Below are 636 nucleotides of genomic sequence, written 5' to 3' on the forward strand. Positions count from 1 at the left end.
GCCGGCGGACCGTCGAGTCGGTCGGGTCCAATTTCTGCCGACTCGACGCCGTCGTCGGTGACGTAATAACCGCGAACGCTTCCGTCTTCGAGGGCGACGGCCCACTGAGAACGGACTTCCCTCTGGCCAAAATCGATGGCCGTCCCCGCGACCCACACGGGTGTGCCGGGGACGTTGACATCGAACGCTGCTGCCTCTGTGATGTCACCACGCCAGTCGGCAACGCGGTTTCCGGAGCGTCGCGTGTGCGTGTACCCCGCTCCGTCTGAGCGCGGAACCTCTTCTGGGTAGGGCGTCGCCGGCGGGTCACGCCGAGGAAGCGAGTCGAGACATCCCGCAAGTCCGGCCGTCCCGCCGACCGTCAGCGTGTGGAGAAGCGAGCGTCGAGACAACCGAGAAAATCGAGAGCGTGGAGGGCGCATAGCGCAATCTATTCACCTCAACGACATTTACGTGACGCTCTGCTTGGGTGGAACTCGTTTAGAGTCGGGACAGAGGCGACCGAATCACTGCAGTCTGGGCAATTCACTTCGGCGAAGAAACTTATGTGAGTCCGCGACCAGTCTGTGACAGATGCGCGTGAACGACCTTCCGCTTCCGGCGGACCGCGTCGCACAATACGAGGCAAACGGCATC

At 62.6% G+C, this 636-nt stretch carries 1 pseudogene; it reads right to left on the reverse strand.

Features of this window, described 5'->3' with window-relative positions:
- A pseudogene (locus QT222_RS00165) lies at window positions 1–422 on the reverse strand (hypothetical protein); the annotation flags it as partial.
- Window positions 423–636 lie beyond the last annotated feature (214 nt).

It is taken from the genome of Haloferax sp. s1, assembly GCF_058382125.1.